The 431-nt window shown below is 70.3% G+C and carries 1 protein-coding gene; it reads right to left on the bottom strand.

Features of this window, described 5'->3' with window-relative positions:
- Positions 1-152: 152 nt before the first annotated feature.
- On the bottom strand, positions 153-431 hold a 279-nt coding region (locus RTM68_RS17740; RefSeq protein ID WP_312173509.1), incomplete at its 5' end, for a sterol carrier family protein.

Raw genomic sequence — 431 nt, 5'->3', positions numbered from 1 at the left:
CCCGCATCGGGCGGCAGACCGAGAAGCGCGCTCCACCGACCGGAACGTCGGGAACTTAAGGCAAGGCTAGCCTAAGTAAGTGGACCCTAATTTCGCAAGCCTCGCGCACTGTCGTGACGACATGGCGTCGATCCGAGCCGAGGCGAGACGGGTCAGGGGCGCAGCGGCAGCACGTCGGCGAGGTCTGCTCGCGTGCCCGAGGCCTGGACCCGACCGGAGGCCGCAGCATCCGTCCAGTGCTCCGCACCCGTCGCGACCGCGATCCAGGTGGCGGCGTCCATCTCGACGACGTTCGGCGGGGTGCCGCGCGTGTGCCGCGGCCCCTGGATGACCTGCACCGCACCGAACGGCGGCACCCGCACCTCGACGCTGTTGCCGGGCGCCTTCTCGTCGAGCAGCTGCAGCAGGTAGCGCACGCTCGTCGCCAGCAC

The sequence above is a fragment of the Microbacterium sp. genome (assembly GCF_031988965.1).
GTDB lineage: Bacteria > Actinomycetota > Actinomycetes > Actinomycetales > Microbacteriaceae > Microbacterium.
Note: the sequence above shows the minus strand (reverse complement) of the source record. Positions and strands in the feature narration are given on the sequence as shown.